Source organism: Allomuricauda sp. F6463D (assembly GCF_023015965.1).
Lineage (GTDB): Bacteria > Bacteroidota > Bacteroidia > Flavobacteriales > Flavobacteriaceae > Flagellimonas.
Map to the genome: position 1 here is coordinate 440,128 of NZ_JALKAN010000001.1, position 26,835 is coordinate 466,962.

Consider the following 26,835-nt stretch of genomic DNA (forward strand, 5'->3'; position numbering starts at 1 on the left):
GCTTTTTAATTAATAATACAAAGTAATGAAATAGCCTGAAAGAAAAAAAATTGAAGGGTATACCATATATTTGTAAAAAAATTGGGTATGGATAAAAAGGATACAGAGGAATTTTATAATAGGCTGAGAGAAAAGCTGTTGGAAAACAGTAGTTGGCCATCCAAGTATCTATATAAATTTATTGTCCCTACAGATGAAGAACGCATATCACAGGTACACAAAATATTTGATAATACAGGTGCTGTGATCGAATCAAAAAAATCTAAAAAAGGGACCTACACCAGTCTTTCCATAATGGTACACTTGGAAAGCCCCGATGCGGTTATCGAGAAATACAAGGAAGTCTCGATTGTTGAGGGTGTAATTTCCCTGTAAAACCGTTGTTTGCTATAATTTTATTAATTTGCAGCCGTTATCGGATTTACTTTCCTAATTTCAAATCACTAAACACATTAATTTGAACGAAGTATATAACTTAGAATACAACACAGAACGTACAAAATTGATTATACCAGAGTATGGTCGTCATTTTCAGAAAATGGTCGATTATGCTGTAAGTATTGAGGATCGCGACGAACGTAACAAAGTGGCCAATTCCATTATTAGTGTTATGGGGAACCTACAGCCCCATTTAAGGGATGTTCCGGATTTTCAGCATAAACTTTGGGATCAATTGTTCATAATGGCCGATTTTAAATTGGATGTAGACTCTCCATTTCCAATCACATCAAAAGAAGTTTTGCAACAACGACCAGAACCGTTGGATTATCCACAAAACCATCCGAAATACCGTTTTTATGGAAACAACATCAAACGAATGATTGATGTGGCAGTGAAATGGGAAGAAGGAGACATGAGGTCTGGTTTGGAATATGCCATTGCCAACCATATGAAAAAATGCTACTTGGTTTGGAACAAGGATACAGTAGAGGACTCGGTAATTTTCAACCACCTAATGGAACTTAGTGACGGACAAATAGATTTGGCCAAAAGTGATGAGAGTTTAACAGAGAGTGGTCAGTTCCTAAAAAATAGGCCTAGTAAGTCCAACAACAACAACCGAGGAAAAAAAGGACAAAGAGGCCGCAAGAAAAGATATTAAAATCCTAAAGGAATAGATGGGTACATTTCGAATAGAGGGTGGACACCAATTACATGGAGAAATCACCCCACAAGGAGCAAAGAACGAAGCACTTCAGATTCTTTGTGCCGTATTACTTTCAGAAGAAAAGATTACCATTAACAATATACCGGACATAGTCGATGTCAATAAATTAATTGCCCTACTTGAAGATTTGGGTGTAAAAATCCAAAAGAACGGCAAAGGGTCCTATACTTTTAAGGCAGATGATTTAAATCTGGATTATTTGCAATCTGCGAAGTTCAAAGAAGATGGAAGGGGGCTAAGAGGTTCCATTATGTTGGTAGGACCTTTGTTGGCTAGATTTGGCAAAGGATACATTCCAAAGCCAGGAGGTGATAAAATTGGTAGAAGAAGGTTGGACACCCATTTTGAAGGATTTATTAAACTGGGTGCAAATTTTAGATATAATAAGGAAGAACATTTTTATGGCGTAGAAGCTGATAAACTGGTTGGAACCTATATGCTACTGGACGAGGCGTCGGTTACAGGCACGGCAAATATTGTTATGGCCGCTGTGTTGGCCGAAGGTACCACTACCATTTACAACGCTGCTTGTGAACCCTATTTACAGCAGTTGTGCAAAATGTTGAACCGAATGGGAGCCAAAATCTCTGGGATTGGTTCTAATTTATTGACCATTGAAGGGGTAGATTCCTTGGGCGGAACTGAACACACTATGTTACCGGATATGATTGAAATTGGTAGCTGGATAGGTTTGGCCGCAATGACTCAAAGCGAACTTACTATTAAAAATGTGAGTTGGGACGATTTAGGTCAGATTCCAACTGTTTTCCGAAAATTGGGAATCCAATTAGAACGAAAAGGTGATGATATCTTTATCCCAAAACATAAAGATGGCTATGAAATCCAGAGTTTTATAGATGGTTCTATCCTTACCATCGCTGATGCACCTTGGCCCGGACTGACTCCGGATTTATTGAGTATTATTTTGGTTATGGCAACGCAGGCTAGGGGAGAAGTACTCATCCATCAAAAAATGTTTGAAAGTCGACTGTTCTTTGTGGACAAACTTATAGATATGGGAGCCAAGATAATTCTTTGTGACCCACACCGCGCCACCGTTATCGGTCACGATTTTAAATCCACGCTAAAAGCAACCACAATGGTGTCTCCCGATATTAGGGCAGGGGTTTCACTTTTGATTGCAGCTCTTTCTGCGAAAGGAACCTCAACCATTCATAATATTGAGCAGATAGATCGTGGTTACGAAAATATTGATGAGCGTTTGCGTGCTATCGGAGCAAAAATTGTAAGGGTTTAAGCTATAAATCCTTAGGTATCAAAATAGTGCCGTTGAACCGGTCGGACCTCCATCATAAAAATACAATACCCTAATTTTTGGGAGATTCAGCTTTTAAAAAATGATATACGCTAAATAGAAAAGGGTATATAGTTTGCCATGGTGTGCTTAAAAGATACGTTTGAAGAACAGGATTTTATCTAAATCATTAGTATAGAGATAAAAAAAGCCTGCTAAAAGCAGGCTTTTCAATAATTATTATTTACCAGGGATTGGCGGTGGGCCATCTATCATGGCTTCATACTTCACATCACCTTTTCTAGCGTTATATTCTTCCTTTACTTTTTCCACCAATTTAGGGTCATCAAAAAGGTCGAGCATTGTCATTCCCATTGCTTTTGAAGCATAGACCATTCCTTTATGACCAATGCTCATGCCGCCACAAGCAACAACGGCCCATGAGTGCCATGGTGTATCTTTTGGTGCCACAGTAACCCCTAAATTTATATTTGGAACGTTCCAGCTCACATCTCCAACATCTGTGGAGCCGCCTCCCGGAAGTTCAGCTGTTTCTTTTAACGGATGAACCTCTCCATCCATGCCTACTTGGGGTTTACCTGTAGCTTCTTGAATAGCTTTACCAAAGGTAATTTCCTCATCTGTATAGGTAATAGGGCCTAATAGTTCCAGATTATTTTGCATTATTTTACCTCCTTCACGGTTTACCAAAGTTTCATAAATACCAGAGATCAATGAGTATTTATAATCTACATTGGCCATGATAGCAGCACCTTCTGCCATGGCTTTCACACGTTCAAAGGTCGGAAGCATTACTTCTCTTTTGGGGTCGCGGACCCGAACCCATAATCTGGCATAATCCGGGACTACATTTACTACTTGACCTCCATCTTGAATGTGATAATGAATTCTTGAAGTGGGCTTTACATGTTCTCTGTAATAATTTATTCCTGTAGTATATAATTCCAAAGCATCTGCAGCACTTCGTCCGTTCCAAGGATCAGAAGATGCGTGAGCAGCTTGTCCGTAGAACTCAATCATAAAATCAATCAAAGACAATCCACTTTGCACGTCGGCTTCAATTTCAGATGATGGGTGCCAACTAACATTGACATCTACGTCGTCCCAAAGACCTGCTTCAACCATCCAAATTTTTCCAAAGTACTTTTCTTCTGCAGGTGTCCCCAAAAATTTTACAGTTCCTTTAATGTTGCCAGCTTCAATTTGTTCTTTTATTGCAATGGCGGCTCCAAGGCTGGCGGCTCCAAACATATTATGTCCGCAGCCATGCCCAGGGGCACCATCTATTCTTGGGTCTTTATTGGGCACTGTGTTTTGTGAAAGTCCAGGGAGTGCATCAAACTCTCCCAACACACTTATAACTGGTTTTCCAGAGCCATAAGTTGCTACAAAGGCAGTAGGGATATCAGCTACGCCTCGGGTCACTGTCATTCCGTTTTCCTCGGCATAGTCGGCCAGTAATTCTGAGGAAATAGATTCTTCAAAGGCGGTTTCGGCCAGTGCCCAAATGGAATCACTGATTTTGATAAGGTTTTCTTTGTGCTTTTCCACGGAAGCAACAACTTCTCTTTTGTCCTTGGGCATCTTTTGAGCCGATAAGTTTATGGAAAGCAGCCCCAAAATGAGTAAGGTTGAAATTTTCTTCATTTTAAAATATTTGAGTTAGCTATTTACAGTTGATCTTGTGTCCCATTGAAAAAATAGCAGAAACGAGGTCAACAGAAACTAAAAATAAAGAAAAACCTTCAACTTACCGCCTCTTTGTACACTTTTAAGCAGCGTTCCCTAGCCGTTTTATGGTCTACCATAGGACTGGGATAACTGGGCTCTTGAAGGTCTGGAACCCATTTATTTATATAAGTATATTCTTTATCAAATTTTTTTATCTGGGTGGTAGGGTTAAAAATCCTGAAGTATGGAGCGGCATCCACACCACTACCGGCTGCCCACTGCCAGTTACCTACATTACTGGCCATTTCATAATCCAAAAGTTTTTCGGCAAAGTAAGCTTCACCCCAACGCCAATCAATCAATAAATGTTTGCATAGGAAACTGGCGACCAGCATGCGTACCCGGTTATGCATAAATCCCGTTTGGTTTAGTTCCCGCATTCCAGCATCGACCAATGGATAACCAGTCTGCCCGGTTTTCCATTTCTGGAACTCATGTTCATTGTTCCGCCACTCAATTCGGTCGTACTTGGAACGAAAAGCTCCGGTAACAGTGTGTGGAAAATGCCAAAGAACCTGCATAAAAAATTCGCGCCAAATCAATTCGTTCCAAAAGGTTTCATTTTTTTCTTCTACAGCTTTTTTATGAATTTTACGAATGGATACGGTACCAAACCGTAAATGTGGACCCAACCGTGATGTGCCTTTATCTTTGGCCGGATAACCCCTGGTATCCTTATATTTTTGAATAAAATGGGAGGAAATCGTAAAATCTGGAACTTGGATGGATGATGTTTTAAAACCGATATCTTCCATGGAGAGTCGTGGAAGGGATTTACTTTTATAGAGATTCTCATCCAATTTGGGCAGCGTGTCATATTCTACTAAATGGATAGAGGGGTTGAAGTTGGATTTCCAACGTTTCATGTAAGGCGTATAGACCACATAGGGATTTCCGTCCTCTTTTACTACCTCCTCCTTTTCAAAAATTACTTGGTCTTTGAAGGAGTTGAAAGATATCTTGTGATCCTTTAAAACATCTTTGACCTTTTTGTCACGTTCTTTGGCGTAAGGTTCGTAATCATGATTGGTATAAACAGATTGTATATCAAATTCTTTAATCAAATTCTTAAAAACTGCCTCAGGTTTATCATGGAACTGGGCAATTCCACTACCGTAATTACCGCTCAATTGATTGTTTAATTTTTGAAGTTGATCATATATAAATGTAACCCTAGCGTCATTCTTTGGTAGGCTCTCTAGAATCTCAGGGTCAAAAATAAATATTGGAACAACTGGCGTATTCTTTTGTAGTGCTTGGTATAGTCCTACATTATCATCTAATCTCAAATCTCTTCGAAACCAAAAAAGTGTGATTTTATCTTTCATGAATTTACATTTAAACTCGAAAGTCCACCATCAACACCTATAACTTGACCAGTGATCCATGAGCTGTTTGTACCGAGTAAAAATATAGCCATGTTTGCAATATCCCCGGCACCACCAACTCTTTTCATGGGATGTCTGTTAGCCATAAGTTCTCTCTTTTTATCATTGCTCAAGAGTCTCGAGGATAGGGGAGTGTCCACCAAAGAAGGAGCAATAACGTTTACTCTTATTTTGGGAGCATATTCTGCAGCTAAAGAGCGAGCAAATCCTTCAATAGCCCCTTTGGCTGCCGAAACACTTGTATGGAAAGGCATTCCTGTTCCCACGGCAACCGTGCTGAAAAATACCATGCTAGAACCTTCAGCCATTTTGTTGATAATGGATTTAACAGTCCTTGCCAAAGCTATAAAGTTGATTTCCATATCCTTTTGAATGGTATCAATATCCATCGTCTTAAATGGTTTTAGATTAATACTTCCGGGACAATATGCAAAACCGTGGAGCACTGTAGGAATCGATTTCTCAGAAAGATTGTCCGTTAAAACGTCAAAGGGTAGGTGTACGACATTAATTTGATGAAGATTTTCATTCCTACGACTGGCAACATATACATTATGTTCAATGGATAGTTTTTTTGCCATTTCCAGCCCTATTCCAGATGAACCGCCTATTAAAAGTATATTTTTTTTCATGCTAAATCTTTCTGATACTTAAATTGGTTTCTTTCCCTTCAACCTTTCCAAATAACGCTGTTAATTTTTGTTCCCTAAATGCAAATATTTTCTGCAGTTGTTTTTTTACTAAAATCGGATGTGCCAACTGCCCCAAAAGTCCCAAAGGCAATTTGTAGTCAATAATATCCTCAATTTCCACGCCTTCGGTCACCTTTTTTAAAAAATGCTTGTGATGCCAAAGGGAGTATGGACCAAAACGTTGTTCATCCACAAAATACTCCCCTTCCTTTACATGAGTAATTTCTGTGACCCATTTGGTTGAAATCAAGGGAAAAGGTTTAACAATATAATGGATGACCTGCCCTGGAAACATTGCCTTTGCGGCGCCTGCCAAAATATGGAAACCCATGTGTGCGGGAGTTATCACGGCAAGGTTTTTTGGATCGGATAGGAAATTCCAAGCTTCGGATTTAGTTATAGGAAGAATTTGTGTTGATTTTAGCTGATATAACCTCATTACTTCAATGATTTACACGAAGATAAATATAATGTTTAATATTATGTTTAAAAAGTTAAACAAATTGACTTGACGCTACATATAACGATTTCTTTTTAGGGTTTCGTTAACAAATAAGGGGTTGCTTTATCCATAGCTTTGCTTTGCTAAACATTTAAAAATTAGAACAACTATGAAAAAAAATGTACTATTATTAATTGCGATTTCTATGTCCTTTTTGGTGGATGCACAAATAGAAACGCCTGCACCGAGCCCATTTTCCAAACTTGAACAAAAGGTAGGATTAACGGATGTTACTATTGAATATTCGAGACCGGGAATGAAAGGAAGAAAGATATTTGGGGAGTTGGTTCCTTTTGACGCTATTTGGAGGACAGGTGCCAACCAAAACACGAAAATTATCTTTTCTGATGATGTAACAATTAAAGGTAAGGAGCTTAAAGCAGGCACCTATGCCATATACACCAGACCTAGTGAAGCAGTTTGGGAGGTTTTCTTTTATACGGATAGCGAAAACGCAGGTACTCCTCAGGAGTGGGATGCATCCAAGGTTGCCGCAACGGTAAAAGTGGAAACAATGCAAATTCCAGTGCCCATTGAAACATTTACCATTACTATAGACGATATGCACAACAATGGTGCTACGTTGGGAATTATGTGGGAGAACACTTATGTCGGGGTTGATTTTGTTGTACCTACGGTTGATAAAGCCATTAAGAGCATCGAAGATACCATGGCAAACAAAACAGACCTAACTGCAAACGATTATTATGCTGCCGGCTCGTACTATTTTGCAGAAGGTATGAATATGGAGCAGGCAAGTGAATGGGTGAACAAAGCCGTTGAAATGGATGGAGGTAAAGCGTATTGGATGATGCGTACGCAATCATTGATCTATGCAAAATTAGGTAACAATAAAGCGGCTATTGAAACTGCTAAAAAATCATTGGCTGCTGCGCAAGCTGCGGGAAACCAAGATTATGTAAAAATGAACAAGGACTCCTTGAAAGAATGGGCGGGGATGTAGCGCATTATTATTAAGAATTTATTGGAAAAACCCACTTTTGAGTGGGTTTTTTTTATTCCTTTATTGCTGTTGAGTTGTCCAAGAAATTATCAAATAGCTGAACAATTGTAGCTAAAATAATAACCAAAATACAACCGAAGGCATTAAGCCATAAATAAGACATCCAGTCCAGTGACCAGCCAATAATCACAATAATCTGTGTTATTATAGCGGCTACAAAAACAGCATTTCCTTTTACGAATTTGAAGAAAAATGCCAATAAAAAGATTCCTAATACATTTCCGTAAAAAATAGACCCTATTATATTGACAAGTTGAATAAGGTTATCAAAAAGGTTGGCCACATTAGCAATTAGAATAGCTATTATTCCCCAAATAAGAGTAAATGCTTTGGTAGCTTTTAAATAATGTTCCTGGGTGTGTTCCTTTTTTGTATTTCGTTTATAAAGATCCAAGGCGGTTATGGTACCAAGGGCATTTAGTTCCGAAGCGGTGGATGACATGGCCGCGGAAAGTATAACGGCCAAAAGTAAACCAATCAACCCCATGGGTAAATTATTCAGGATAAAATGTATAAATACATAATCCTTGTCGTTGGTCTCCACAGTACCATCTGCTTTCGAAATTAGATTTTTTGCGGTTTCTCTACTGGCATTTTCTTTCTCGTTTATTTTTATAATATTCTGTTTGGCCTGCTCTATGGCGTTGTATTCCTTTAGTTCCAGGGCCGCGGAAAAAGAATGTTGGGCCATTCGTTTTTCTTTTTCTAATTCTTTATGATCTTTTTCCAAAGATTGGTAATCATTCGCATACTCCGATTGCATTACAGCTTCAGTTGCTGCCGGATTAAAATTTAAAGGAGAGGAATTGTATTGATAAAACACAAAAACCATGGTGCCTACCAAAAGGATAAAGAACTGCATGGGTATTTTAAAAATACCATTGAAAACCAATGCCAATTGACTTTCCCTAACAGATTTTCCGGACAAATAGCGCTGAACTTGGCTCTGATCTGTCCCAAAATAAGCCAAGGCAAGGAAAAAACCGCCGGTTATCCCGCTCCAAAATGTATATCTGTTATTAGTATCAAATGAAAAATCTAGAATGTCCAGCTTATTGTTGGCACCAGCAATTTTCAATGCCTTACCGAAAGAGAGATCGGTAGGTAGTGCCCCCATGATAAAGAAAAATGCAAAAAACATCCCTAACATTATAATGAACATCTGTTGCTTTTGGGTAACACTTACTGCTTTGGTACCACCGGATACCGTATAAATAATCACAAGGATACCAATGATCACATTCAATGTTCGTAAGTCCCATCCCAATACCGCTGAAAGAATTATGGAAGGTGCGAATATGGTAATTCCAGCAGCAAGTCCGCGTTGCACCAAAAACAGTAGTGCCGTTAATGTTCTTGTTTTAAGGTCAAAACGTCCTTCGAGCATTTCATAAGCGGTATAGACCTTTAGTTTTTTATAGATGGGAATAAAGACCAAACAAATGACAATCATCGCCAAAGGAAGACCGAAATAAAATTGAACAAACCCCATTCCGTCGTTGAATGCTTGGCCAGGTGTAGATAAAAAGGTAATTGCACTGGCTTGAGTGGCCATAACCGATAGGCCAATGGTCCACCATTTTACATTGTCTCCTCCTCCTCGGACATAGTCATCTACATTATTGTTGCCGCGTGTTTTCCATACGCCATATGCTACTATAAAGAGTAGGGTAGTACCAAGAATAATCCAATCGAGTAATGCCATTCAGGATCCTAGTTGTTTAAAATCATTATGAGGTAAAAGACTAAAATATAAATAGCGTTCAAAAGAATTATAATGCTATATTCTTTTTTCCATTCAAATTTGGTGTCCATATCATCCTTTGACATTGCTGTTCTTTTTTACATTATCTTTTCCTACTGAAAGCATATTTGCAAAGAGTTTATATGCGCCCGACACCCCAACTGGTAATTCCCTGAAAAAGCTTAAACCAGTGTAAATATAATGGCCTTCTCCATAGGGTGCTATGATCAGACTTCCTTGCTTCTCGGTTTCCCCTTCATCTTTCATAGAAAGAATTGGGGTAAACTCTTTACTCCACTGACTTGGAAAATAGAGTCCACGTTCTTGAACCCATCCATCAAAATCTGCTTCACTTATTGGATTTGGAAAATTGACCAAGGAGTTCTTTGGCGCTAATATTTTTACCTCTGCATTTTCGTCGGTTACCCTGTCTCTGGAAAGTGTCATATTGTAAGGTGCAATATTGTCGAACTGATTGGACCACCTACCAGCTGTATTGTATTGTACAATCATAGTGCCTCCTTTCTTCACATAGTCAAATAAAATGGGCTGCTTAAATTTAAGAGTTTCTATAACATTGTATGCCCTAATTCCAATCACAACTGCGTCATATTTATCCAATGAGCCATTTTGGATAGTGTTAGGGTCAACCATATGAACCTGGTATCCAATTTGTTCCAAACTTTCCGGAACTTTATCACCCGCACCCATTATATAGGCAACATGCTCACCCGACTTTTGAATATTCATCCGTACTACCTTAGCTTCTGAAGGAAGCAAAACGGATTGTTTTGGAATATGATCGTAATCAATTTCCACGAGTTCTTTAACGTATACCTTGTTGCCAACAGTGATTTTTGGAGCAATTTTCCCTTCACTTTCTATGTTGGGCGGGGTTACGTTAAATTTTACCGAGATTTCCTCTCCTTTTTGAGCTATTGAAAATGGAATGCTGGTTGGAACGATTGTCCAGCCCGCAGGATGATCCAGTACAACACTACCATTCACATCATTCTTTCCTGCACGTATTTTCACCTGTACCTCTTTGGTATCCATAGTAGCGAAAATCAGAACTTTTTCATCAATTTTGGAAGTTACTTCTGGCAGAACGGCAAAGGGTTCGTATAATTCTCCTTTATCTGGTTTGGAATAACGGTAGATTACATCCTTTTCAAATGTTATTTCTACATCATCAATAACCAATGAAAACATAGCTTTGAAGCCGCTGGGCGTTTCAGATTTTCCAATTAATTTTTGATCCTTCACCATGTAGGTGCCCAAAGTGCCAGGCTCGTTCAACCAATAAGGGCTGGTGTACGAAGTGTTTTCTGGAACAGTAAAACCAATATCGAAATTCTCTTTCTGATTGGTGCCCAAAGTTTTGTTTGGAAGTAGTTTGGCATCAACCCCAACAATGTCAATTTGTTTTAATGTAACATTTGGTAATGTCCTATTTATGGCTTCAATGTGGATGACTGCTTTACTGCCGGGAGTAGTAGAACCACTTTCGGAACTTGCTTCCAAATATATCCCCGCGGTGGCCAAAATTATTTTTTTTAATTGTTTAGATTTTAAGGTCCTCCAATGTATATCTTCAACTTGCTGCAGTAATTCATAGGCTCTTACAAGCTCAGGAATGTGTTTTGAAGGATTCTGGAAATCAAATCTCTCTTCAACTTTGTAAAGAATATCTCCTACAGCATCTCCGCCTTTTACTCGCGACCATGTGGTGTTTATACCATCAAAAACATCATTGTTAGTGGGCATTTCACCTTTGATCAATTCAATATAAATAGCAGATATTCCGCGATCGGTCAACCTACCAAAACCTTGGCATAAGTGCTGGCTACGTGCCATTGCAGCTATTTCGTTGTTGGATAGACCAAATTCGGGATAATAAGTTCCAACATCCAATTTTAACATGCCAGACTTGTCTGCTTCAGCAAATTTTTCTTGGCTTCCATACTGCCACCACGAAGTATTATAAAAACTTCTTTTGGGCTGCCAGGTTGTTGTCCATTTTAACTGTTCCGGATAAACTTCTGGGTTATTGGCTAAATCAAAAGCTTCCATACTCAAAACAGCGGAGGAGGTATGGTGACCATGGGTAGACCCTGGTGTTCTATGATCAAATCGATTGATAATTACATCCGGTTTAATATTTCGGATAGCCCATACCACATCAGCTAAAACTTTTTCTTTGTCCCAAATTTTCAAAGTTTCGTTTGGATGTTTGGAGTAACCAAAGTCATTTGCACGAGTAAACCATTGTTCCCCTCCATCTACGTTACGTGCAGCTAAAAGTTCTTGTGTACGTAAGACTCCCAAGAGTTCTCTTAGTTCAGGCCCAATCAGGTTTTGTCCGCCATCACCTCTGGTCAAAGATAAATAGACCGTCCGTGCTTTTTTATGGTTTGAAAGATATGAGATTAGATTTGTGTTTTCATCATCTGGATGGGCGGCTACATAGAGCGCAGTACCCAAGAAATTCAATTTTTGAATTTCATGAAACAATTCGGCCGAGGATAGTTTTTCAGGTTTTTGGGCAAAAGTGTTTGTGAAAAATACAGTGCTAATGAATAAGAATACCCAAAAATGCTTCATCATTGGTTGTTTAGTGGTTACCTCAAATATAGGTAGATTGCTTTCAGATACTAATTTATTTAGAAGAGTTTTAACATAGCCGTGTTATACTTTTTTTATTTTGGCTATAGTCCCAAACTATCCCTTAAAATTGAATCTTTATTTGATTTTTGGTCCCAATATGCAGTTTTTAAGGTTTTGATTTTTGAGGCTGAAGTAATCAATGTATTTGAATTCTGTCCACCTCTGCTTTTCGTTTTCTCTGTCCAACTTTCAATGGAGTAAGGGTGGTCGGAGGTAAAGTGAATGGTTAAGGTTCGTTCTAAATCAGGATAAGTAAGTGTGTATGTTGACAAACCGTTTGCGGATGAAAGGGTTGCTTGGGCACGATACGCTTTTATTTCTTGATGCCCCATGCGTAGAGATTCCAACGATGGAATCAAGGAAATATCACCCACCGGTAAATCCTTGGGATTGATTCGGATTTTCGTCCAGATTTCATTTTCTAGCGTTGATTTTTCTAAAGAAAGCTCTTGGTCAGCTTCATTTTCAAAATAGGAATGGGAGGTATATTCGAAGGTATCCCTATTATTGATTTGCGAATACACGTGTCCACACCATTCTTGTACCGATAAACTTGCCTTTATAGCATGTTGGTTATCATAAACAGGGTAAAAAGTACTGCCCATTATGGAATAAGGGTAAATCCCGGTCAAAAAGTTTTTGGTGGCATTTAGTTTTAAAACGGAAATATTATCAGGGTTGTTGCCATCTGCCTTTACTTGTTTAACTGGTAAAAAGGGTTCGGTTACGTAAATAAGAACGGCACTCCCATCTCTAATTTCCCCATACCTAGCTTGTTCCAATTTGTAAGAAGTAATTTCCGCATCACCTGCATACCAATACTTCTTGAAATCTTCCGATAGTGGTTTTCTGGGAGCTCGTTCAACATTCTCTGAAGTGGTAGTGCTATCGTTGTCGGTTTCCGGGGTGTTTTCTTGTTTACATCCCAAGATAATCAATATCATGGGTAATATGAGGGTTGAAAAGTTAAGTTTCATAGGTGTGTTTTTTCAAATATAAAGGTATAGTCGATATTTATCAATATACTTAACTTTTCGCAATACATGGAAAAATGTAGTTTTGCAAAATATTTAAAGGCTTAAACTTTTTAATATGGAAAAGATTGAATTGATGGCACCTGCCGGTAATTTTGAATCTCTTCAAGCTACATTGGACAATGGGGCGGATTCGGTATATTTTGGTGTTGAGCAATTGAATATGAGGGCGAGGGCGACGATGAATTTTACGTTGGATGACCTTCAAGAGATTGCTAACCGATGCAATACCAAAGGGGTGAGAACTTACCTTACCCTTAATACCATAATCTACGACCACGATCTTTCCATTGTCAAAACTTTGCTAAAAAAAGCAAAGGAAGTTGGGTTGACGGCAATAATAGCTATGGATCAGGCAGTGATAGCCTCTGCGAGAGCTTTGGGATTGGAGGTTCATATTTCAACCCAAATCAATGTGACCAATATAGAAACGGTTAAATTCTATGCCATGTTCGCCGATACCATGGTGCTGAGCCGTGAGTTGAGCTTGCGACAAGTAAGAAAGATTACAGAACAAATAGAAAAGGAGCAGATCAAAGGACCATCCGGTCGTTTGGTGGAAATTGAGGTGTTTGGCCACGGGGCTTTGTGCATGGCAGTTTCGGGCAAATGTTACATGAGTTTACATTCCTATAATTCTTCGGCAAATAGGGGGGCTTGCAAGCAAAATTGCCGTAAAAAATACACGGTCATAGATCAAGAGACAGGGTTTGAAATGGAATTGGATAATGAGTATATTATGTCTCCCAAAGATTTGTGCACCATCGATTTCTTGGACCAAGTGGTAGATGCCGGAATTAAAGTATTAAAGATAGAGGGTAGGGGACGCGCTCCCGAATATGTTGCAAAAGTGATTAAATGTTATCGTCATGCGCTGGATAGTCTTTATGAGGGCACGTATGATAAAGAAAAAGTAATCGGTTGGATGCAGGAACTGGAAAAAGTATACAATCGAGGATTTTGGAGTGGATATTATTTGGGTCAAAAGTTGGGAGAGTGGAGTAAGGTTCCGGGTTCATCTGCTACTCAAAAGAAAGTCTATATTGGCAAGGGAGCACATTTTTTTCCTAAATCCAATATTGGTGAGTTTATAATTGAAGCCTATGATATTGCCGTGGGAGATACTATTTTGATTACGGGTCCCACCACAGGTGCCAAAGAAATGAAAATAACCGAAATGCTGGTGAACGACGCTAAACTTTCCACTGCCAAAAAAGGGGACTCTGTTACTATTCCCTTGGATTTCAGAATCCGACTTTCGGATAAGCTATACAAAATAGTAGAAAATAAGATAGAAGCCTAATGGTTGTTGTTACACTTCAGCGAGAAAAATGTATCGGTTGCAACTATTGTGTGGAAATGGCTCCGGAACAGTTTGCCATGTCCAAAAAAGATGGTAAATCGGTTTTGCTGCATTCCCAAAACAAAAAAGGGTTTTATACCATAAAATCTCCCGACGTGGGAATATTTGATTCTTGCGAACAAGCATCCAAAGCATGTCCGGTAAAGATTATTTCAGTAAAACAAACTTGAATTACAATTCTAGGAGCGTTCTATAAACCAAATGTGTGGGAAGCCCAACAACATTAGTGTAAGAACCTTGGATTTCCGAGATGCCGATCATTCCAATCCACTCCTGGATACCGTAGGCGCCAGCTTTATCAAAAGGTTGACAGTGTTCAATGTAGTAGTTGATTTCGTCATCCAGTAAATCTTTTAATTTCACCTTGGTGGTACAGCTAACTGTTTTTTGACCATCCATTGTTGTAAAACAAACAGAGGTAATCACTTGGTGCCAATCACCTGATAGAGCACGAAGCATGGTAAAAGCTTCTTCTTTATCAACAGCTTTTGCCAAAGAGCTATTGTTGTGCCACACTACAGTATCGGAAGTTATTACGATTTGATTGGGTTCTAGTTCGTTTTTAAAGGGAGTGGCCTTGAGTTCCGCCAAATATTCTGAGATTTCCTGACCTTGTAATGTTTCTGGGTAAATTTCCGCTACGGATTTAGGTCGAATCTCAAAATCGAGTCCCAAATCTTCCAAAAACATTTTTCTTCGTGGTGACCCTGAACCTAATATGATTTTCTTATCCTTGAGTTTATTTTTAAGTGGATTTTCAGTCATTCTTTGCACTAAAATTATCGTTCCAGTCCCCACGTACTTTTAATACTTGTTCTATAATGTCGCGAACACACCCGTCACCACCATTTTTATGGGAAACATAGTCAGAAACAGCTTTTACTTCAGGAACTGCATTTTGAGGCGAAGCGGCTAAACCTACCATTTTCATGGGAGGGATGTCCGGCATATCGTCGCCCATATAAACTACGGATTGGGGATCAATGTCGTGTATATCCAAATACTCTTCCAAAGGTTCTTGTTTGTGGTGTGCGCCCATATAAAAATCTGTGACTCCAAGGCCTTTAAGGCGTTCTTTCACGCCCTGATTTGTTCCACCGGTGATAATACACACATTGTAACCTTTTTTTATAACCGTTTTTAAAGCATATCCATCTTTAACACTCATTTTACGTAGAAGTTCCCCATCGGTGGTGATCAACACCGACCCGTCGGTAAAAACACCATCAACATCAAAAACAAAAGTGGTGATATTGCTTAAAAGTTCTTTATAATTCTTTTTCATGTGCTTTATTTATGGCTTCGCTCAATAATTTATATAGTGTAATGTGTGTTTCGTTGTTTAAAAGTTCCAAATGACCTGTCATGCTTTTTTTATCGTTCCGACGAGCCGGACCAGTTTGCGCATCTTTTGGGGGTATGGTCTGAATCTTCTCGGCAGTCTCCAATATCAACGGCTTTAATAAATCAAAAGATATTCCCTCTTCCAAACAAAGCGCTTCGCCAACATGGTACATATAATTGGTGAAGTTGTTCACAAAAACGGCTGCAAGATGCAATTTTTTTCGTTGATCAGAGTCAATTTGGTGCACGTTTTTGGAAATGGATTTTGCCAAAATTTCCAACGTTTTCAATGATTCTTTTTCTTGTGCCTCAAAACAGATGGGAATATTCTCAAAATCAACTGATTTACCTTTGGTAAAGGTTTGCAATGGATAAAATACACCTTTGTTATCTGGTTGAACCGCATTCAGGTGAATTGCTCCAGAGGTGTGGGCCACTATTCCTTTTTTCTTCGATAAATGTTCGGACACTTCGGAGATAGCATCGTCTTTAACCGCTATTATATAAACATCGGCATCGGCGATAGCGTTAAAATCATTGGAAATTGGAGAATAATCGGAAAACTGTTGTAAATCTTCTTCGTTACGTCCCACTACTTGGATGATTTCAACATCCTTAGCCTTTATAAAAGCGGTACACAAATGTTTGGAAAGGTTTCCGGTTCCTAAAACAACAATTTTGAGCATCCCCAAAACTACAAATTTAGGGTAGATGAATAGTAGTAAGATTTAACAAATATCTATGATTTTTATTCTCTCAGGGAACACGGATGTTCCAAAAAGGCCGTATTTTTGCAAGCCGAAAGTAGACCGAATTTCCATGATCGATATTCTTAAGAAAACGCTTTTTTCCACTAGACTTATGGCTGTTCTTTTTTTGGTTTTTGCAACAGCAATGGCCATGGGAACTTTTGTGGAAAGTAAGTATAGCACAGAAACCGCACGTATTTATATTTATAATGCCACGTGGTTTGAAGCCATCATGGTTTTTTTTGCAATAAATTTCTTTGGCAATATATATAGGTACCGTCTATTGACTTGGAAAAAATGGCCGGTGCTCTTACTTCATCTTTCATGGATTCTGATTATCGCGGGAGCTTTTGTTACCCGATATATTAGCTACGAGGGAATGATGCCGATTCGTGAAGGCGCTACCGAAAAGGTGTTTTATTCTGATAAAACTTATTTGACCGCTTTTGTGGATGGTGATATCAATGGAGAAACTAAACGAAGAGTTTTAGAGGATGATATTTTGGTCACCCCAGAAGGAAAGCGGACGAGTTTACCATGGAAATCCGATTTTAATGGCCAACCTTTTTCAATTAGTTATGTAGATTTCATCAAAGGAGCAGAAAAAGGATTGATTCCCGATGAAAATGGCAAGGAATACTTGCAAATTGTTGAAGCCGGTGATGGACAGCGTCATGAACATTATCTAGAAAATGGTAAAATAGCAAGTATTCATAATATTTTGTTCGCTTTAAATAATGAGACGGACGGAGCTATAAACATTTTTTATGATGAAGAAAATGGTTATCGTATAAAATCACCTTTTGAAGGTAACTTTATGCGTATGGCAGATCAGTTTCAAGGAGAGGTCACCAGTGATAGCATTCAACCCTTGTTATTACGTTCGCTTTATACAATGGGAGGAATGCAATTTGTGGTTCCAGAACCAAGCATAAAAGGTAAGTATGGAATTGTTAAAGTGCCCGAAGAAGAGATAACCAATGTAACACTGGATGCTTTAGTAATTTCTGTATCTGCAAATGGTGAGACCAAAGAAGTTAAACTGTTGGGTAGTAAAGGAACCTCTAATTATTCTGACAAAATCAATGTAGGTGGCTTGGATTTTTCCTTTAGCTACGGTTCCAAAGTGTATGAACTTCCGTTTTCCATTGAACTGAACGATTTTATAGCTGAAAAATATCCTGGCACCGAAACAGGCTATTCTTCTTTTATGAGTAAAGTAACAATACACGATGACCGACCCTTTGATTATGATATTTACATGAACCATGTTTTAGATCATCAGGGCTTTCGCTTTTTCCAAGCAAGTTTTGATCCAGACGAACGTGGTACAGTACTTTCCGTAAATCACGATTGGTGGGGTACTTGGATTACATACATTGGATATTTCTTGCTATATATGGGTTTAATGGGAATTATGTTCTTCGGCAAAACCAGATTTAGGGATTTACAGGCCATGTTGGAAAAAATAAAGGCCAAAAAAGCGGCATTGACTACCATCGTATCTTTATTTGCCTTTCTTTCGGTAAATGCACAAGAAAGCCATGAACATGCTTCGTTGCCCACCAAGGCTCAGATTGACTCGGTGATTCAAGCTACCACCGTAGCTAAAGAACATGCCGAAAAGTTTGGAAATTTAGTAATTCAGGATGCAGGTGGACGAATGAAGCCGGTACATACTTTTGCATCGGAATTGTTGCGGAAATTAAGTGGGAAGAACAAGTACAAAGACCTCTCTCCAGACCAAGTTTTCCTTTCGATGATGCTTAACCCGGGTGTTTGGTATACTGTGGATTTTATTCATGTGGGTAAATGGCAAAATGATAGCATTAGAAAAGTAATTGGAGTTCCATCAGGTACAGATTTTGTGAAAGCAACTGATTTCTTTGATGAGCAAGGAGCGTATAAGTTAAGACCATATCTGGAAAAAGCTACTTCTACCACCAATCCTTCCAATTTTGAAAAAGACATTAAAAAAGTAGGGGAGCGACTAAGTTTGCTGGATATAGCATTGAGTGGCCAAATCGTGAAGATTTTTCCATTGTTGAACGATGAGAACAATAAATGGATATCCGCGGTGGAATACCGTTCTGGTCAGCATCAGGTCCAAGATTCCTTGTATTCCAATTTTATCAGGAATGCTGTTCCATATTATTTAAATTCTTTACAGCAATCCATCGCTTCGGGAGATTATTCTCAACCTGATAAGTTATTGGAGGCTTTCAAACAAAATCAAATAAATCATGGAGAGGAAATATTACCCTCCGAAAATAGGATAAAGACCGAAATCATATATAATAAGCTTGACTTGTTCAATCGTTTGTACAAGTATTATGCATTGGTAGGTGGACTATTGTTCTTTGTTCTTATTGCCAAAATATTTAAGGAGCGAAAATTTTTAGACGCCTTTGCCTATTTACTAAAAGGAACTATCATTTTGTTCTTTATTTGGCATACCATAGGTCTTGTGTTACGTTGGTACATTTCTGGCCACGCTCCTTGGAGCGACGCTTATGAAAGTATCTTATATGTAGGATGGGCCACTATGGGTATAGGTTTGGCCTTGGGTAGAAAAAGTGAACTTACCATTGCTGCTAGTGCATTTGTGACCTCTATGCTATTATGGATAGCCCATCAAAGCTGGGTAGACCCTGCAATCTCAAATTTGCAGCCTGTACTGGATAGTTATTGGTTAATGATTCACGTAGCTGTGATTGTGGGTAGTTATGGCCCTTTAACAGTAGGTATGATTTTAGGTGTAGTGGCGTTACTGCTTATGGTTCTTACCACCGAAAAGAACAAAAAACGTATGGACCTAAATATTAAGGAACTTACGGTAATTAACGAATTGGCACTTACAGCAGGTTTAGTGATGCTTACCATAGGTAACTTTTTGGGTGGCCAATGGGCCAACGAGAGCTGGGGGCGATATTGGGGCTGGGATCCAAAGGAAACTTGGGCACTTATTTCCATTATGGTTTATGCTTTTGTGTTGCACATGCGTCTTGTTCCTGGTTTACGAGGCAAGTGGATCTATAACTTTGCCAGTGTTATTGCCTTTGCCAGTATTATGATGACCTATTTCGGGGTGAATTTTTATTTGGTGGGCTTGCACAGTTATGCTAGTGGGGACCAAGTAATAACCCCAAGCTTTGTATGGTATACAGTACTCGGGGTCTTTATTCTTGGAGGAGTCAGTTTTTGGCGATACAAAGTGCATTACGCCAAAAAATAGGCTATTGTTCCATTAAAAGTTTCATAATTTCTTCTGCGGCAACTTTACCTTTTTCTTTTAAGAATGGCCTCGAAGTATTATCACCCAATTCAAACACAATGGCCGGCATTCCGTGGTGTACGTAAAAGTATTTACTGGAAACCATGGTAGGGTCAATTTCATCAGAGGCGCTAATATTGGTTCTCTTTTGAGGTAATCTTTCGCTTATGTTTTCTATCCAATCAAAGATTATCTTTCCTTTTTCTCCAGTTACCGTGGTATCAATAGGGTAGTAGATATCGTCCCAGGTGGAATGAAAATCTGCTCCGAACACAAATTCATAATCTTTGTCTTTCGCTACCAGAAAATCTCGAACATTTCTTGTTTCGGGCTGGTTAAAGTTCTGCCAGTCACGATTCAGGTCAATTCCGCCCATATTGTGTCTCCAATGTCCGTTGTCCGCACCGTCAGGATTCATCAAGGGTACCACAAAGACCGTATGTTCATGTCTAAACTCCTTGGCTAGTTGAGAATCGCTGGAAATTGTTTCGATAAAAGATTTCATCGCTAAAAAACCCGTTACTTCTGGTGGATGCTGTCTGGAAATGATCATCAATGCTTTTTTGGCATCCTCGTTTTCTTTTATCTCCATTAAATGCATGGTTCTTTTCTCTTTGGAAAGACCAATTGGGTAATTTTCAATAAATGGTTTAAGACTTAACGAATCTACCCATTCTTTAACCACCGATGATGTATAAAGTTCTTGAGCGGTGATCCAGGTTGGGTTTTCATTTACACTTATCGTAAGTTCTGCAGATTCTGGCGCAGCTTTGATTCCAAAATCATCTTCCCCTGGATTGATGGCTTTAAAATTAGTGCTATCCAAGGGTTTAAAGTTTCTACCATCTACACTTATTTTAGGATAGTATCTACTACGGGAGTCTTGATAGTTAAGTTGGACTGTTATGTCGCGAGGCTCTTTGGACCACACTTGAAAAGCATACCAAGGACTCACGTTTATTGGAGTGTTTTCTGCAGTTATCCATATAGAATAGTGGTCATCACCATCGTAGGCCACCCCATTCAAGCGGGCTCCTTCAAATTTGTTTGAAAAGAAAATAGTACTGTCATTAAATGCCCATACCCCTTTCCATTGCTTTTGAACCGGTTTGTCCACCGTAGGTACAATAGGACTTTTTCCTTGGCCCTGATAACCTGATTTTTTTTCGGTTTCTGTAGTATCAGGGTTCTTTTTACAGGATGCTGTGAGTATTATGGAAAATAGTACTCCAATGGCAATCAGACTTTTAATACGCATGGTTTTTAATTTATTTTGAGTTAGATTGATTACGAAAGTATCAACAAGCAATGAAGCAGTAAATATAAAATTATTAATAATGTATTGATTTTTTCCCCATATTTGCGTCATCATGAAGTTATAAGAATTATGTACGCGATAGATATCACCTTTGGTCTAGCACCATTGAGGTAACCGAAACTCCTTCGGCGAATTTGATATTTACTTTCTTTTTCACACATAATTTTTAGATAATGACATCTCAATATACAAATTCATTTAAAAAAATAATTCAGTATTTCTGGATAGCTATTTCTGGTAAAGAAACGGAGTTCACATCCGGAAGCATCCGAAAAGCCATATTTATGCTCTCCGTCCCTATGATTTTGGAAATGCTCATGGAGTCTATTTTCGCTTTAGTGGATATTGCCTACGTATCCAGAGTAAGCGTTAATGCCGTGGCCACTATTGGGCTTACAGAATCTGTGATTACCTTGGTGTATGCCTTGGCCATTGGATTGAGTATGGCCGCCACAGCGGTTGTTGCCCGTAGAATTGGCGAGAAAGACGTGGATGGAGCAAGAACTGCTGCTGTTCAGGCCATTAGTTTAGGATTGGGGATTTCTATATTAATAGGAATCATTGGAATAATCTACGCCAAAGATATTTTGGCCTTAATGGGTGGGGAACCCGATTTAATCGCCGAAGGTTACGGATATACACAATATATGATCGGGGGCAACATCACTATTGTTCTACTTTTTTTGATCAACGCCATTTTTCGTGGTGCGGGAAACGCGTCCATTGCTATGTGGGCCTTGGTGCTTTCCAACGGACTTAATATTATTTTGGATCCAATGTTCATCTTTGGATTTGGACCCATCCCAGAGTTTGGGGTCAAAGGGGCGGCAATTGCGACAAATATAGGTAGGGGAACTGCGGTAATTTTTCAACTGGGAATTTTGTTTTTTGGTTGGGGCAAAATTAAATTGATGGCCAAAGATTTGGTTATTAACCTAAAGGTTATGCTTAACCTGATCAACGTTTCTTTAGGGGGTATTGCCCAATTTTTGATAGGAACCTCCAGTTGGATTTTTCTTATGCGAATCATGTCCGAATTTGGTAGTGAAGTATTGGCGGGTTATACCATAGCTATTCGGGTAATGATGTTTACTTTGATGCCATCTTGGGGAATGAGCAATGCTGCCGCTACCTTGGTGGGACAAAATCTTGGGGCGAAACAACCCGATAGGGCAGAACGTTCGGTTTGGAAAACAGGAAAATACAATGCCATATTTATGGGTACTGTTTCCTTGGGTTATCTCATTTTCGCAACTAGCATTATTTCTTGGTTCAATACAACTCCAGAGGTGGTTAAAAATGGAGCACTATGTCTTCAAATAATTGCTTTGGGTTATGTTTTTTACGCATACGGCATGGTGGTTACCCAAGCTTTTAATGGAGCAGGAGACACCAGAACACCGACAAAGATTAATTTGATTTCGTTTTGGTTCTTTCAATTACCATTGGCCTACATTTCAGCCTTGGTTTTTAACTTAGGTGCAATTGGTGTTTTTATGGCCATAACCTTGGCAGAAATATTATTGGCCGTATTGGCCATGGTATGGTTCAAAAAAGGAAAATGGAAGAATGTTCAAGTATGATCGGTTTCGTATCTTTATACTAAAGTAAAACCATCATGAACAACGATAAAAAAGGACTGAATACCATCTGTACCCACGTTGGGGAATTGGAGGATAAAGAGTTCAAAGGAGCTGTATCCCCATTGTACATGAGTACATCCTACCAATTTGAAGACGTAGCCGTAAAAAGATACCCAAGATATTTCAATACACCTAATCAAGAGGCATTGTGCAAAAAAATGGCAGCTTTGGAACATACTGAAGCCGCTCTGATTTTTGGAAGTGGTATGGCCGCCATTAGTACCGCATTGATGGCTTTTTTACAAAAAGGTGACCACGTGGTGCTGCAACAAACTATTTATGGTGGAACGTATCATTTGGCCGTTAGCCAATTTGAAAGATTTGGAATTGACTATTCCTTTACCACAGGTTGGGAAGTGGAAGATTTTGAAAAAGAAATAAGGCCCAATACCAAGGTCTTGTATTTGGAAACACCTTCCAATCCACTATTGACCATTACCGATGTGAAAGGAGTGGCAGATTTGGCGAAAACGAAAGGAATCCTATCCATGATCGACAATACCTTTGCCAGTCCGGTAAATCAAAATCCTATTGATTTTGGAGTTGATGTTGTGGTGCACAGTGCTACAAAATATATGGGAGGGCACTCCGATATATGTGCAGGCGTAGTTGCCTCTACCCAGGAAAATATGGATAAAGTATTTCAAACTGGGATTTGTTTTGGTGGAAGTTTGAGCGATTATACGGTCTGGCTTTTGGAACGTAGCTTAAAAACGATGGCCATCCGCGTGAAGGCACAGAATGAGAATGCTATGAAAATGGCTACTTATTTGAATGAAAATAAAGATGTGGACCATGTGTATTACCCAGGCTTAGTAGACCATCCCGGGCATGAGTTGGCCAAATCTCAAATGAAAGGTTTTGGGGGAATGCTATCGTTTGAGCTGAATCCAGAAATAGATGCGTCTTTGTTTTTCAAGGAGTTAAAATTGATTAAACCATCCATGAGTTTAGCAGGTATAGAAAGCACCATGCTTTCTCCTACGCAAACTTCTCATGCATTGATGACTCCAGAGGATAGGGCTAAACAAGGCATTAAGGATTCATTGATTCGTTTTTCCTTGGGTATAGAAGAAATAGAAGATTTAATCGTAGATATAGAACAGGCCATTGCCAAAGTAAAATCCATGACCGTAACGGTATAATAATATATGAGGCTAGACATTTTAGTATTCGGTGCGCATCCTGATGATGCCGAACTTGGGGCAGGGGCTACCATCGCCAAGGAAGTTTCCAAAGGAAAAAAAGTAGGAATCGTGGATTTGACCCGTGGAGAACTGGGTACCCGTGGCTCTGCTGAAATTCGGGATCGAGAAGCAGCAAAAGCCGCTCAAATATTGGGTGTATCGGTACGAGAAAACATGGAATTTGCAGATGGATTCTTTGTAAACGATAAAGAGCATCAACTGGAACTCATTAAAATAATTAGAAAGTACCGACCCGAGATAGTACTTTGCAATGCTATTGATGACCGACATATTGACCACGGAAGAGGTAGTAAATTGGTAAGTGATGCCTGCTTTTTGAGTGGTTTGATAAAAATTGACACCAAAATGGATGGCGACGATGCATGGCAAGATGCCTGGAGGCCAAAGATTGTATATCATTATATCCAATGGAAAAGTCTGGAACCCGATTTTGTTGTGAACGTATCTGGGTTTATGGACAAGAAAACCGAGGCTATTTTGGCTTATGGCTCACAATTTTATGACCCTAAAAGCGACGAGCCGGAAACACCTATCAGCAGTAAAAATTTTACGGACAGCGTGGAATACCGCGCTAGGGATTTGGGTAGAATAATTGGGGTTGAACATGCCGAAGGATTTACTGTAGAGCGTTACTTGGGCGTGGACAAACTAGACGATTTAATCTGATTAAGATGCTTTTTGGTACCTGTTCAAAGATTTGGGTACTGTAAAAAAGAATGTGGTTCCATTTCGCGGAACACTATCAACCCATATTTCGCCTTTGTTTTTATGTACCATCTCTTTACATAGGGACAAACCTAAACCAGTACCTTTTTCATTATTGGTACCATAAGTGGTAACATTGGAGGAGTCATTGAAAATGCTTTTCTGGATCTCGGCGGTCATACCAACCCCTGTATCTCGTATAGAAATCTGCCACATCCCAGATTTTTCTTCAGCGTCAATGGTAATCAGACCGTTCTCCGGAGTAAATTTTATTGCATTGCTCAATAGATTTCGGATAACGATATCTATTTGGTTATTATCCGCCCAAATTCGTGGGTTTTCAGGAAGTTGATTAATAATTTTAATGGATTTGCTACTGGCAATCTCAGACAATAACTGGATGTTGCTGGTCACAAGGTTTGACAACGATACGCGTTTGGGTTTAGTGACCACTCCGTTTAGCTGGTTCATACCCCAAGATAAAAGATTATTCAGTGTAAAGGATATATTGTCCACATCTGTTTTTAGTTTGGGAATAAATGAGACCAGTTCTTTTGTACTTATTTCACCATCGGTAAACATCTTCAGAATTCCTTGTAACCCACCAATTGGGCCTCTAAGATCGTGGCCGATAATGGAAAAAAGTTTGGTGTTGGTTTTATTGATTTCATGCAGTTGTGCTTCACGTAATAATATTGCTTGGGATTTATCTTTTAGTTCTCGGTTCAACTTTTTCTGAATGTTCTCGCTCCTACGGATCAAAAAGGTGATTATACTTAGGATAAGAAGTACTATGATGGAAAAATAGATATAATTACGTTGCTTGGCCAAGGCATTTTGATTGGCTTCTATCAATTCTTGTTTTTCTTGTTCGTAGTGCAATTTTGTCTCTAAAAGAGATAAACTTTGTTTGTTTTTATCTCTGAACAGTGAATCAGACAGGGTTTTGAAGGTTTCCAAATAAGCCAATGCTTCGGTGTCGTCACCATTTTTCTTATAAACCTTGTAAAGAGTTTCAGAACAATCAATTTGGCCTTGAAGGGATTTTATCTTTTTGGAAAGCGCAAGTCCTTTTTTAGCATAATTTAAAGAGAGGCTGTCATTTTCCAAACCAAAATATACTTTGGCCATACCGTTCATCAATTGAATTTTGATTCTATCGTCTTCAATTTGATGCTTAAAAAGCATATTACTTTGATCATACCAATAGAGCGCCCATTTATATTTTTTTTGATCAAGATAAATATCTCCTTTCACTTCATAAGCATAGGCAAGCCAATCGTAAATCTTATTCTTCTCAAAGGTGTTGATACTTCGATTAATACTGAACATCGCATTCTTAAAATCCTTCGCATCTTTATAGAGAGACGCCATATTGCTCTGCGTTTCAGCATCTATGACCTCGTTGTTCATGCTTCGGTTAATCTTTTGAACCGTATCGTAAAACATCAAGGCATTTTTAAAATCTTTCTGATCTGCATAGAGACCCGCAATGTTCTCATTAAGTATGGAGAGCATTTGTGGGTTATCAATTTTTTTGGCCAAATCGATACCCTTTAGGTTTAGGTTTAGGGCTTCGGCGTAGTTACCTTCAAAACTATAATTTTGTGCCAGTGCATTTATAATAGATACCTCCGAATTAAAATCATTGGTTTCGTCAGCAATTTTTAACGCCTGCTCAAATAGTGGCATCGATTTTTCACGATTTCCTTTATTATAGAAATAATTAGCTTGGGCATCCAGGGCTTTGATTATACCACGGCTATAATTAATACTCTCACTATATTTCAATGCCCTTTCTGCAATGGAATAAAGACTGTCAGCCTCCAAGTAAAGATAGGAGAACGCTAATCTGTTCAAAAGATTGATGTGTGAAGTATCTTTGGCGTTAAATCGGTTAGTTGATTCCAAACGCTGTAGTTTATAAGCTAAACTATCATGCTTTCTATAGGACTGGGCGTTAATCGGTATGGACATCAAAAGAATGCACGTAAATATACCCAGT

The 26,835-nt window shown here is 38.9% G+C and carries 22 protein-coding genes; 10 read left to right on the forward strand and 12 right to left on the reverse strand.

The window, feature by feature from the left end; genetic code table 11:
• Positions 1–87: 87 nt before the first annotated feature.
• The 3 genes from MWU56_RS01800 to murA all read left to right on the forward strand — a co-directional run bounded on the left by MWU56_RS01800 (position 88) and on the right by murA (position 2,426).
• Positions 88–375, forward strand: coding sequence for a DUF493 family protein (locus tag MWU56_RS01800; RefSeq protein ID WP_247041632.1), 288 nt, complete (start codon positions 88–90; stop codon positions 373–375).
• 82 nt (positions 376–457) lie between these two features.
• Positions 458–1,102 (forward strand): DUF4290 domain-containing protein, encoded by a 645-nt coding sequence (locus tag MWU56_RS01805; RefSeq protein WP_247041634.1) that lies wholly within the window; start codon positions 458–460, stop codon positions 1,100–1,102.
• A 16-nt stretch (positions 1,103–1,118) separates the two neighbouring features.
• Positions 1,119–2,426, forward strand: coding sequence for a UDP-N-acetylglucosamine 1-carboxyvinyltransferase (gene murA, locus MWU56_RS01810; RefSeq protein ID WP_247041636.1), 1,308 nt, complete (start codon positions 1,119–1,121; stop codon positions 2,424–2,426).
• A 237-nt stretch (positions 2,427–2,663) separates the two neighbouring features.
• On the opposite strand, the gene MWU56_RS01815 is transcribed toward murA, so the two are convergent.
• The 4 genes from MWU56_RS01815 to MWU56_RS01830 form a co-directional block, all read right to left on the reverse strand.
• Positions 2,664–4,091 (reverse strand): amidohydrolase, encoded by a 1,428-nt coding sequence (locus MWU56_RS01815; protein ID WP_247041638.1) that lies wholly within the window; start codon positions 4,089–4,091, stop codon positions 2,664–2,666.
• Positions 4,092–4,189: 98 nt separating this feature from the next.
• Positions 4,190–5,503, reverse strand: a complete 1,314-nt coding sequence (locus tag MWU56_RS01820) for a cryptochrome/photolyase family protein (protein ID WP_247041640.1) — start codon at positions 5,501–5,503, stop codon at positions 4,190–4,192.
• Entirely contained in the window at positions 5,500–6,195 is a 696-nt protein-coding gene (locus tag MWU56_RS01825) for an SDR family NAD(P)-dependent oxidoreductase (protein WP_247041642.1), read from the reverse strand. Before MWU56_RS01825 ends, MWU56_RS01820 begins: the two co-directional genes overlap by 4 nt.
• A gap of 1 nt (position 6,196) precedes the next feature.
• Positions 6,197–6,694 (reverse strand): SRPBCC family protein, encoded by a 498-nt coding sequence (locus MWU56_RS01830; RefSeq protein WP_247041644.1) that lies wholly within the window; start codon positions 6,692–6,694, stop codon positions 6,197–6,199.
• Between the two features lie 172 nt (positions 6,695–6,866).
• Here MWU56_RS01830 and MWU56_RS01835 point away from each other — a divergent pair, with 172 nt between their 5' ends.
• Complete coding sequence (locus tag MWU56_RS01835; RefSeq protein ID WP_247041646.1) at positions 6,867–7,721, forward strand: DUF2911 domain-containing protein; 855 nt, start codon at positions 6,867–6,869, stop codon at positions 7,719–7,721.
• Between the two features lie 52 nt (positions 7,722–7,773).
• Here MWU56_RS01835 and MWU56_RS01840 read toward each other — a convergent pair whose 3' ends face one another.
• The 3 genes from MWU56_RS01840 to MWU56_RS01850 form a co-directional block, all read right to left on the reverse strand.
• Complete coding sequence (locus MWU56_RS01840; protein WP_247041648.1) at positions 7,774–9,486, reverse strand: sodium:solute symporter; 1,713 nt, start codon at positions 9,484–9,486, stop codon at positions 7,774–7,776.
• Positions 9,487–9,597: 111 nt separating this feature from the next.
• Entirely contained in the window at positions 9,598–12,129 is a 2,532-nt protein-coding gene (locus MWU56_RS01845; protein WP_247043683.1) for a PIG-L family deacetylase, read from the reverse strand.
• Between the two features lie 104 nt (positions 12,130–12,233).
• A complete protein-coding gene (locus tag MWU56_RS01850) occupies positions 12,234–13,169 on the reverse strand; it encodes a septum formation inhibitor Maf (RefSeq protein ID WP_247041650.1) in 936 nt (311 codons plus the stop codon).
• A gap of 115 nt (positions 13,170–13,284) precedes the next feature.
• Here MWU56_RS01850 and MWU56_RS01855 point away from each other — a divergent pair, with 115 nt between their 5' ends.
• Together MWU56_RS01855 and MWU56_RS01860 are read left to right on the forward strand one after the other, a co-directional pair.
• Entirely contained in the window at positions 13,285–14,529 is a 1,245-nt protein-coding gene (locus MWU56_RS01855; RefSeq protein ID WP_247041652.1) for a peptidase U32 family protein, read from the forward strand.
• On the forward strand, positions 14,529–14,759 hold the full coding sequence (locus MWU56_RS01860) for a ferredoxin (RefSeq protein WP_247041654.1): 231 nt from the start codon (positions 14,529–14,531) through the stop codon (positions 14,757–14,759). The genes MWU56_RS01855 and MWU56_RS01860 overlap by 1 nt, the downstream gene beginning before the upstream one ends.
• 1 nt (position 14,760) lies before the next feature.
• On the opposite strand, the gene MWU56_RS01865 is transcribed toward MWU56_RS01860, so the two are convergent.
• From MWU56_RS01865 to MWU56_RS01875, 3 genes are read right to left on the reverse strand one after another with little or no spacing between them, the layout of a single operon-like run.
• The gene (locus MWU56_RS01865) at positions 14,761–15,354 is read right to left on the reverse strand and encodes a Maf-like protein (protein WP_247041656.1); all 594 of its coding nucleotides are present in this window, start codon (positions 15,352–15,354) and stop codon (positions 14,761–14,763) included.
• Complete coding sequence (locus MWU56_RS01870) at positions 15,347–15,874, reverse strand: KdsC family phosphatase (RefSeq protein ID WP_247041658.1); 528 nt, start codon at positions 15,872–15,874, stop codon at positions 15,347–15,349. Before MWU56_RS01870 ends, MWU56_RS01865 begins: the two co-directional genes overlap by 8 nt.
• The gene (locus MWU56_RS01875) at positions 15,858–16,619 is read right to left on the reverse strand and encodes a Rossmann-like and DUF2520 domain-containing protein (protein WP_247041660.1); all 762 of its coding nucleotides are present in this window, start codon (positions 16,617–16,619) and stop codon (positions 15,858–15,860) included. The genes MWU56_RS01870 and MWU56_RS01875 overlap by 17 nt, the downstream gene beginning before the upstream one ends.
• Before the next feature lie 133 nt (positions 16,620–16,752).
• Between MWU56_RS01875 and ccsA the strand changes: the two genes are divergently transcribed.
• On the forward strand, positions 16,753–19,917 hold the full coding sequence (gene ccsA / locus MWU56_RS01880) for a cytochrome c biogenesis protein (RefSeq protein WP_247043685.1): 3,165 nt from the start codon (positions 16,753–16,755) through the stop codon (positions 19,915–19,917).
• Position 19,918: 1 nt separating this feature from the next.
• On the opposite strand, the gene MWU56_RS01885 is transcribed toward ccsA, so the two are convergent.
• The gene (locus MWU56_RS01885) at positions 19,919–21,214 is read right to left on the reverse strand and encodes a M14 family metallopeptidase (protein ID WP_247041662.1); all 1,296 of its coding nucleotides are present in this window, start codon (positions 21,212–21,214) and stop codon (positions 19,919–19,921) included.
• Between the two features lie 233 nt (positions 21,215–21,447).
• On the opposite strand from MWU56_RS01885, the gene MWU56_RS01890 reads away from it, so the two are divergent.
• Genes MWU56_RS01890 through bshB1 form a run of 3 tightly spaced genes read left to right on the forward strand, consistent with a single transcriptional unit; the run spans position 21,448 to position 24,791 of the window.
• Positions 21,448–22,857, forward strand: a complete 1,410-nt coding sequence (locus tag MWU56_RS01890; RefSeq protein WP_247041664.1) for an MATE family efflux transporter — start codon at positions 21,448–21,450, stop codon at positions 22,855–22,857.
• 35 nt (positions 22,858–22,892) lie between these two features.
• Positions 22,893–24,062, forward strand: a complete 1,170-nt coding sequence (locus MWU56_RS01895; protein WP_247041666.1) for a trans-sulfuration enzyme family protein — start codon at positions 22,893–22,895, stop codon at positions 24,060–24,062.
• Between the two features lie 6 nt (positions 24,063–24,068).
• Positions 24,069–24,791: a bacillithiol biosynthesis deacetylase BshB1 gene (gene bshB1, locus MWU56_RS01900; RefSeq protein ID WP_247041668.1), complete on the forward strand. Its 723-nt coding sequence runs from the start codon at positions 24,069–24,071 to the stop codon at positions 24,789–24,791.
• Here the strand turns inward: bshB1 and MWU56_RS01905 are convergent, their stop codons facing one another.
• The gene (locus tag MWU56_RS01905) at positions 24,792–26,807 is read right to left on the reverse strand and encodes a sensor histidine kinase (RefSeq protein WP_247041670.1); all 2,016 of its coding nucleotides are present in this window, start codon (positions 26,805–26,807) and stop codon (positions 24,792–24,794) included. It lies immediately after the preceding gene.
• Positions 26,808–26,835: the final 28 nt, after the last annotated feature.

Excerpts from the sequence above, each read along its gene's own strand:
- MWU56_RS01800 (WP_247041632.1), top strand. The coding sequence starts at position 88 with ATGGATAAAAAGGATACAGAGGAATTTTATAATAGGCTGAGAGAAAAG.
- murA (WP_247041636.1), top strand. The coding sequence starts at position 1,119 with ATGGGTACATTTCGAATAGAGGGTGGACACCAATTACATGGAGAAATC.
- MWU56_RS01815 (WP_247041638.1), bottom strand. The coding sequence starts at position 4,091 with ATGAAGAAAATTTCAACCTTACTCATTTTGGGGCTGCTTTCCATAAAC.
- MWU56_RS01820 (WP_247041640.1), bottom strand. The coding sequence starts at position 5,503 with ATGAAAGATAAAATCACACTTTTTTGGTTTCGAAGAGATTTGAGATTA.
- MWU56_RS01825 (WP_247041642.1), bottom strand. The coding sequence starts at position 6,195 with ATGAAAAAAAATATACTTTTAATAGGCGGTTCATCTGGAATAGGGCTG.
- MWU56_RS01830 (WP_247041644.1), bottom strand. The coding sequence starts at position 6,694 with ATGAGGTTATATCAGCTAAAATCAACACAAATTCTTCCTATAACTAAA.
- MWU56_RS01835 (WP_247041646.1), top strand. The coding sequence starts at position 6,867 with ATGAAAAAAAATGTACTATTATTAATTGCGATTTCTATGTCCTTTTTG.
- MWU56_RS01840 (WP_247041648.1), bottom strand. The coding sequence starts at position 9,486 with ATGGCATTACTCGATTGGATTATTCTTGGTACTACCCTACTCTTTATA.
- MWU56_RS01845 (WP_247043683.1), bottom strand. The coding sequence starts at position 12,129 with ATGAAGCATTTTTGGGTATTCTTATTCATTAGCACTGTATTTTTCACA.
- MWU56_RS01850 (WP_247041650.1), bottom strand. The coding sequence starts at position 13,169 with ATGAAACTTAACTTTTCAACCCTCATATTACCCATGATATTGATTATC.
- MWU56_RS01855 (WP_247041652.1), top strand. The coding sequence starts at position 13,285 with ATGGAAAAGATTGAATTGATGGCACCTGCCGGTAATTTTGAATCTCTT.
- MWU56_RS01860 (WP_247041654.1), top strand. The coding sequence starts at position 14,529 with ATGGTTGTTGTTACACTTCAGCGAGAAAAATGTATCGGTTGCAACTAT.
- MWU56_RS01865 (WP_247041656.1), bottom strand. The coding sequence starts at position 15,354 with ATGACTGAAAATCCACTTAAAAATAAACTCAAGGATAAGAAAATCATA.
- MWU56_RS01870 (WP_247041658.1), bottom strand. The coding sequence starts at position 15,874 with ATGAAAAAGAATTATAAAGAACTTTTAAGCAATATCACCACTTTTGTT.
- MWU56_RS01875 (WP_247041660.1), bottom strand. The coding sequence starts at position 16,619 with ATGCTCAAAATTGTTGTTTTAGGAACCGGAAACCTTTCCAAACATTTG.
- ccsA (WP_247043685.1), top strand. The coding sequence starts at position 16,753 with ATGATCGATATTCTTAAGAAAACGCTTTTTTCCACTAGACTTATGGCT.
- MWU56_RS01885 (WP_247041662.1), bottom strand. The coding sequence starts at position 21,214 with ATGCGTATTAAAAGTCTGATTGCCATTGGAGTACTATTTTCCATAATA.
- MWU56_RS01890 (WP_247041664.1), top strand. The coding sequence starts at position 21,448 with ATGACATCTCAATATACAAATTCATTTAAAAAAATAATTCAGTATTTC.
- MWU56_RS01895 (WP_247041666.1), top strand. The coding sequence starts at position 22,893 with ATGAACAACGATAAAAAAGGACTGAATACCATCTGTACCCACGTTGGG.
- bshB1 (WP_247041668.1), top strand. The coding sequence starts at position 24,069 with ATGAGGCTAGACATTTTAGTATTCGGTGCGCATCCTGATGATGCCGAA.
- MWU56_RS01905 (WP_247041670.1), bottom strand. The coding sequence starts at position 26,807 with ATGTCCATACCGATTAACGCCCAGTCCTATAGAAAGCATGATAGTTTA.